The sequence below is a fragment of the Streptomyces sp. NPDC001480 genome, from assembly GCF_042894725.1.
GTDB lineage: Bacteria > Actinomycetota > Actinomycetes > Streptomycetales > Streptomycetaceae > Streptomyces.
On the sequence record NZ_JBIAVX010000002.1, the window covers coordinates 714,877 to 721,708 of the forward strand.

The 6,832-nt window shown below is 67.3% G+C and carries 6 protein-coding genes and 1 rRNA gene; all 7 read right to left on the reverse strand.

Going from position 1 to position 6,832, the window contains the following annotated elements:
• Window positions 1-41: 41 nt before the first annotated feature.
• Window positions 42-857: an FHA domain-containing protein gene (locus tag ACFY01_RS07205; protein WP_390734638.1), complete on the reverse strand. Its 816-nt coding sequence runs from the start codon at window positions 855-857 to the stop codon at window positions 42-44.
• Window positions 858-1,047: 190 nt separating this feature from the next.
• Window positions 1,048-1,914: a DUF881 domain-containing protein gene (locus ACFY01_RS07210; RefSeq protein ID WP_390734639.1), complete on the reverse strand. Its 867-nt coding sequence runs from the start codon at window positions 1,912-1,914 to the stop codon at window positions 1,048-1,050.
• Window positions 1,915-1,919: 5 nt separating this feature from the next.
• The gene (locus ACFY01_RS07215; protein WP_003988855.1) at window positions 1,920-2,252 is read right to left on the reverse strand and encodes a small basic family protein; all 333 of its coding nucleotides are present in this window, start codon (window positions 2,250-2,252) and stop codon (window positions 1,920-1,922) included.
• Window positions 2,249-3,088 (reverse strand): DUF881 domain-containing protein, encoded by an 840-nt coding sequence (locus ACFY01_RS07220; RefSeq protein WP_390734640.1) that lies wholly within the window; start codon window positions 3,086-3,088, stop codon window positions 2,249-2,251. Before ACFY01_RS07220 ends, ACFY01_RS07215 begins: the two co-directional genes overlap by 4 nt.
• A 168-nt stretch (window positions 3,089-3,256) precedes the next feature.
• The gene (locus ACFY01_RS07225) at window positions 3,257-5,752 is read right to left on the reverse strand and encodes a sugar phosphate nucleotidyltransferase (protein WP_390734641.1); all 2,496 of its coding nucleotides are present in this window, start codon (window positions 5,750-5,752) and stop codon (window positions 3,257-3,259) included.
• A gap of 116 nt (window positions 5,753-5,868) precedes the next feature.
• The gene (locus tag ACFY01_RS07230; RefSeq protein WP_390734642.1) at window positions 5,869-6,477 is read right to left on the reverse strand and encodes a CDP-alcohol phosphatidyltransferase family protein; all 609 of its coding nucleotides are present in this window, start codon (window positions 6,475-6,477) and stop codon (window positions 5,869-5,871) included.
• A gap of 108 nt (window positions 6,478-6,585) precedes the next feature.
• A 5S ribosomal RNA gene (gene rrf, locus ACFY01_RS07235) occupies window positions 6,586-6,702 on the reverse strand.
• Between the last annotated feature and the right edge of the window lie 130 nt (window positions 6,703-6,832).

The following is a 6,832-nucleotide window of genomic DNA, read 5'->3' on the forward strand; positions in this document are numbered from 1 at the left end:
CCTTCCCTGGGGGGTTCCCCCGGACGGCGTCCGGGGGAGGGTCAGATGCCCTGCCGGCTCGCGTAGAAGACCAGCCGGTACTTGCCGATCTGCACCTCGTCACCGTTCGACAGAGCGACCTGGTCGATCCGTTCGCGGTTGACGTACGTGCCGTTCAGGCTGCCCACGTCGGCCACCGTGAAGGAGCCGTCCACAGAACGCCGGAACTCCACGTGCCGACGCGAGACCGTCACGTCGTCCAGGAAGATGTCGCTCTGCGGATGACGCCCGGCCGTGGTCAGCTCGCTGTCCAGCAGGAAGCGGCTGCCCGAGTTCGGCCCACGGCGCACCACCAGCAGCGCCGAGCCCATCGGCAGCGCGTCGACGGCCGCCTGCGCCTCCGGGGAGAGCATCGGCGTCTGACCGGTCGCCTCCGCGTCGTAGGCCTCCAGGCCCGAGATGGAGATCGTGCTCGTGGTCTCGGACGCACGCTCCGGTACGGCGCCGGGGCGCAGCGGCGCACCGCAGTTGGAACAGAAGCGGGCGTTCTCCGCGTTGCGGTTACCGCACCTCGTACACACCAGGACCGACATGGACGGATCCTCCTGCCCCGCCGGAGCGTTGGACGCGTACGGGCCGGAGGCAAACCCTCCACCCGTACCTGAGGTTGACGGTTGCCCGAAACCTATGCCGCCGGGCTGGGCAGGGTCAACAGACGGCGCGCCCTGACCTCCGGAAATGTCACCGCCCGGACCAGCCACCTGGTCGCGGAACAGCGGGCGCTGACCCTCTGCGTCAGGCTGTGCGCGATGGCGGGCGGTCGCGTTGTCGCTGCCCTCTCGCGCGCTCTTGCCGAACAACTTCGCAAACAACTTCACGGGCGATTCCCCTTGACCGAAACAGACCCGCCCGTGGGGCAGGACGAACCCTGATTGCCTACACCGGCCGACCCGGACACCTTCACAACGTCCGTAGCCACCAGACAGTTTCCACCACGCACCACCCCTTCGGTGCGTCGACCCCCCGCAACCTCATGCCCCTGCCGGACGTCCCGCATGCACTCTCGGTTCACTGCGAGGACGACCGAGCGTAGTCAGGCTGCTTCGCCGGTCGCAAGGCATTCACGACGATCTTGGTCGACCGCTCGACCGTCGCGGTGGCCTGCTCCTTCTCAAGAGTCTGTACCACGCCCCCGGGAATGTTGAGCGCCGGCTCGAGGTCCTGCGGCTTGCCGATGACCTTGAAACGATACGGGGCGTTGATCTTGTTCCCGTCGACGCTCACGCTCTTGGCGGAGTCAGTGAGGTAGGTACCGGCGACGACCCGGACACCGTTCACCTGGATCGCCTCCGCGCCGGCAGCGCGCAGCTCCTGGATCGTGTCGAGCAGCATGTCCGCCTTGACCGTCCCCTTCGTGTCGTCGATCGTCATCGTGATGCCGGGACCCTCGGCCGCCACGGTGCCCGCGAGGATGCCGAGTTGCTTCTCCTTCTCGGCGGTCTGCCTGCGCGCCTCCGCGGCCTGGTCGGAGCTGCTCTGAAGCTCCTGCCGCTGCTTGTCCAGTCCCTGCTTCTCGTCCTCAAGACGCTGAGTTCGGTCGTCGAGTTCATCGAGGATACGGACGAGATCCTCCTGGCGGGCGCCGCGCAGGGCGCTGTCGCTGTCACTGTTCGACGCCACCTGCACGGCCAGACCGAAACCGAGGCCGAAAAGCAGTATCGCGACGATCAGTTGGGCCCGGCTCACACGTGGCGGCCAGAGTCCCTGGACCAGGCGCTGCCGACCGGTCAGCGTCTGCTGGGGCTGCTCGTCCTGCGGCCGCTCCTGCTGCGGCTTCTCCTCGGCGGGCTGCTCGGGCGCGGGGGCCGGCGCGGGCACCTCGGCGGGCAGTTCCTTGCGCAGCCTGTTCTCCGGCTGCTCGTCCTGGTTGCTCATCTGTGTCACGCCCGGAACACGTGGCGCCGGATGGCCGCGGCGTTGGAGAAGATGCGGATGCCGAGGACCACCACGACGCCGGTGGACAGCTGCGCGCCCACGCCCAACTTGTCCCCCAGGAACACGATCAGCGCGGCCACGACCACGTTGGAGAGGAACGACACCACGAAGACCTTGTCGTCGAAGATGCCGTCGAGCATGGCCCGCAGGCCGCCGAAGACGGCGTCCAGCGCCGCGACGACGGCGATCGGCAGATAAGGCTCGACGACGGCCGGAACCTCAGGCCGGACCAACAGGCCGGCCACGACTCCCACGACGAGGCCCAGTACGGCGATCACGATGTGCCCTTCTCAGTGCTCGGCTGTGCTGTACGTACGATCACACTCGGTGCGGCGGGCAGCCGGACGTCGCTCTCGGTGGAGATGCCGGTCCGGATGCCGTAGTTCTGCTCCAGGGCGTGCAGATACAGCCCGTCGGCGCTGTTCTGGAACCTGGTGCTCAGCTTCTTCCCGTCCCCCACCGCCAGGACCGTGTAGGGCGGCACCAGCGGCTTGTTGTCGACCAGTATCGCGTCACCCGCGGCCCTGATCGCCGACAGGGCGGTCAACCGCTGCCCGTTGATGGAGACGGCCTCGGCGCCCGAGGCCCACAACCCGTTCACCACGCGCTGCATGTCACGGTCGCGCACCCGGCCGGTGTCGGAGAAGCCCGAGGTCTCACGCGGGTTGCCGTCGCCGCCGCTGGTGGCTTCCTTGGCATCGTTGACGACGAGCTTGACGCCGGGCCCGTGCACTGCCGTGGCGCCCGACAGAACGCCCGCCAGGTCCGCCTGCCCGCTGCCGCCGCTCTTCTTCAGCGCCGCCCGCTGGCGCTCGCTGACGTCGTCGCGCAGCTTGTCCACGTCGCCCTCGAGCTTGTCCGCCGCCGACGTCTCGCGGTCGATGCGGTCGATCAGCTCCTGGCGCTCCTTGGCGACCACGGGCGCGGCCACACGCGCCTGTGCCGCCCCTACGGTCACCACGAGCGCCGCGAGGACCAGACCCGCGGCGAGACCCAGCTTCGCCCGGAGCGTCTTGGGCATGCCGCCCGACTCGCCCTGCGCCTTCCTCCGGGCAGCGGCCTCGGCGTACCCGTCGTCGAGGCTGTGGTCCATGACGTTGGTGATCAACGACATGGAGGCATCCGGACGCGCGGGCCGCGAGGGTGTGCTCCGAATGGGGGGTTGCTGCGGCATGCCGCACATCGTCGCATGTCGCGGCCAGTACCTCCGAACGGCCCCACCCGCGTGCCGGACAGGCCCTCTTGGAGGACACTTGTCCGGCACGCGCGCGTGCGGCGTTTTCTACCGTCCGGCGCTGTCCACGACCGCCGACCACTCGTCGAGCAGGGCCTGCGCGGAGGCGTCGTCCGGCCCCTCCGCCCACAGGTGGGTGACCGCCTCGGCCGGGTCGGGCAGCACCATCACCCAGCGCCCGTCGGTCTCCACGACCCGCACACCGTCGGTGGTGTCGACGTAGCGTTCTCCGGCGGCCTCGACGACCCGGCGCATGACCAGTCCCTTGACGGCCCAGGGAGTCGCCAGATCCCGCTTCAGGACGTGCGCCCGCGGGATACGGGCGTCGATCTGGCTGAGGGTGAGCTGAGTACGCCCCACCAGCCCGATCAGCCGTACGAAGGCGGCCGCACCGTCGTAGACGCTGCTGAACTCGGGGACGATGAACCCGCCCTTGCCGTCACCACCGAAGATGGTGCCTTCCTCGCCTCCCACGCGCGTGAGGTCGTCCGGAGACGTGGTGGTCCACTCGACCTGGGTGCCGTGGTACGCGGCAACCTGCTCGGCGATCCTGGTCGTCGTCACCGGCAGCGCCACACGCCCGCTGCGCCGCTCGGCGGCCACGAGATCCAGCATGACGAGCAGCGCCCGGTCGTCCTCGATGATCCGGCCCTTCTCGTCGACGAGCGACAGCCGCTCGCCCACCGGGTCGAACCGGACGCCGAACGCGGCACCGGAGGACGCCACGATCTCTCCGAGCCGCACGAGTCCCGCCCGTCGCATCTCGGCGGTCTCCGTCGGCCGGGACTCGTCGAGACCCGGGTTGATGGTCAGCGAGTCCACACCGAGCTTGCCGAGCAGGCTGGGCAGCACGAGCCCGGCGCTGCCGTTGGAGGCGTCCACGACGACCTTCAGCCCCGATTCGGCGATCCCGGTCGTGTCGACGTTCCGCAGCAGCGACCCCGTGTACGAGTCGAAGACGCTCGCCGGGAAGTGCAGGTCACCGATCTCTCCCGGGAACGCGCGCCGGTACTCCTGCCGCGCGAACACCCGGTCCAGCTTGCGCTGGCTCCCCTGCGAGAGGTCCGCTCCGTTCCCGTCGAAGAACATGATGTCGACGGAGTCCGGCACACCCGGAGAGGTCCGGATCATGATCCCGCCGGCGCTGCCCCGAGCCGTCTGCTGCCGGGCCACCGGCAGCGGTACGTTCTCCAGGTCCCGTACGTCGATGGCGCTGGCCTGGAGCGCGGAGATGACCGCCCGCTTGAGTGCACGGGCACCACGGGAGTGGTCGCGGGCCGTGGTGACGGTGGAGCCCTTCTTGAGGGTCGTGGCATAGGCCCCGGCGAGCCGCACCGCCAGCTCGGGCGTGATCTCGACGTTCAGGATTCCGGTGACCCCGCGGGCGCCGAACAGGTGCGCCTGGCCCCTGGACTCCCAGATGACCGAGGTGTTGACGAAGGCACCGGCCTCGATCGTCTTGAACGGGTAGACCCGCACGTTGCCCTGCACGATCGATTCTTCGCCGATCAGGCATTCGTCACCGATGACCGCGCCGTCCTCGATCCGGGCAGCACGCATGATGTCGGTGTTCTTGCCGACGACACAGCCCCGCAGGTTGCTGTGCTGGCCGACGTAGACGTTGTCGTGCACGACGGCCTTGTGCAGGAAGGCGCCGCTCTTGACGACCACGTTCGAGCCGACGACCGTGTGCTCCCGGATTTCCGCGCCCGCCTCGACCTTGGCGTAGTCGCCGATGTAGAGCGGCCCCCTGAGCACGGCGTCCGGGTGCACCTCGGCGCCTTCGGCCACCCATACGCCCGGGGAGATCTCGAAGCCGTCGATATCGACGTCGACCTTGCCCTCGAGCACGTCGGCCTGTGCCTTCACATAGGACTCGTGGGTACCGACGTCCTCCCAGTAGCCCTCGGCGACATAGCCGTAGACCAGCTTGCCGTCCTTCATCAGCTGCGGGAAGACGTCACCGGACCAGTCCACGGGGACATCGGGCTCGACATAGTCGAAGACCTCGGGCTCCATCACGTAGATGCCCGTGTTCACGGTGTCCGAGAAGACCTGTCCCCAGGTCGGCTTCTCGAGGAAACGCTCGACCTTGCCTTCCTCGTCGACGATGGTGATGCCGAACTCCAGCGGATTGGGCACACGCGTCAGGCAGACGGTGACCAGCGCGCCCTTTTCCTTGTGGAAATTGATCAGCTCGGTGAGGTCGAAGTCGGTCAGGGCATCGCCGGAGATGACAAGGAAGGCATCGTCCTTCAACGCCTCTTCGGCGTTCTTGACGCTTCCGGCGGTACCGAGTGGCTTCTCCTCATTGGCATACGTGAGCTCCATTCCGAGCTCTTCGCCGTCACCGAAGTAGTTCTTGACGAGTGAAGCCAGGAACTGCACGGTGACGACGGTCTCGGTGAGCCCATGCCTTTTGAGCAGCCTCAGTACGTGCTCCATGATCGGGCGGTTCGCCACGGGCAGGAGCGGCTTGGGCATGCTCGAGGTCATAGGGCGAAGGCGAGTGCCTTCACCACCGGCCATCACGACGGCCTTCATGTCGGAAGCGTCCTCCTCTAAGAGACGACGGTCCAGCCGACTTCACCCGTCCAGATTGTCCCGCACTTTTCCGTCGCGGGCCATCGCAAGCCTCTACGTCCGGACAATCGGCGAGTTCAGCCGGCCATGGCGTCCGCACGAACCAGACGGCGGACTTGGACCACGTAGAGCACTCCTGCCCACCAATACAGGGTTGTACCCCACCCTGCGAACGCCCATCCGAAAATAGCAGCGAGTGACGAGATCCATCCGTGTCCGTCACTGAGCAGCAACAGGGGGAAGGCGTACATCAGGTTGAAGGTCGCTGCCTTCCCCAGGAAGTTCACCTGCGGCGGTGGATAGCCGTGCCGCCTGAGGATGCCCACCATCACCAGGAGAACCAGCTCTCGCAACAGGAGCGCTGCTGTCAGCCACACCGGCAGGATCTCCCGCCAGGTGAGTCCGACCAGCGTGGACAGAACGTAGAGCCGGTCCGCGGCGGGATCAAGCAGCCGGCCGAGGCTGCTGATCTGGTTCCAGCGCCGCGCGAGCTTGCCGTCCAGATAGTCACTGATCCCGCTCAGGGCCAGCACGAGCAGCGCCCAGCCGTCGCTGTTGGGACCCCCGAACTCCGGCCGGAGAATCAGCCACAGGAAGAGGGGTACGCCGACGAGCCGCGCCATGCTGAGGATGTTCGGGATGGTGAGGACCCGGTCCGTCTGGACGCGGGTCTCCTGGACCTCCACCCGGGGGCCTCCTGTGGGAAACGTACCAACGATGCCCCCTGACCTTACCTCAACGCAAAAAAGCTCTGGCTCCTGGGCCGATGCCCAGGAGCCAGAGCTATAAAAGGAGTTCGGCGGTGTCCTACTCTCCCACAGGGTCCCCCCTGCAGTACCATCGGCGCTGTGAGGCTTAGCTTCCGGGTTCGGAATGTAACCGGGCGTTTCCCTCACGCTATGACCACCGAAACACTATGAAACAAACAACCGGCAACGGTCGTTGTCTCAGAACTAACACAGTGGACGCGAGCAACTGAGGACAAGCCCTCGGCCTATTAGTACCGGTCACCTCCACCAGTTACCTGGCTTCCAGATCCGG

Bases quoted from the DNA above. Each gene is read 5' to 3' on its own strand.
- ACFY01_RS07210 (WP_390734639.1), bottom strand. From the start codon at position 1,914: ATGAGCAACCAGGACGAGCAGCCGGAGAACAGGCTGCGCAAGGAACTG.
- ACFY01_RS07220 (WP_390734640.1), bottom strand. From the start codon at position 3,088: ATGTCGTTGATCACCAACGTCATGGACCACAGCCTCGACGACGGGTAC.
- ACFY01_RS07225 (WP_390734641.1), bottom strand. From the start codon at position 5,752: ATGAAGGCCGTCGTGATGGCCGGTGGTGAAGGCACTCGCCTTCGCCCT.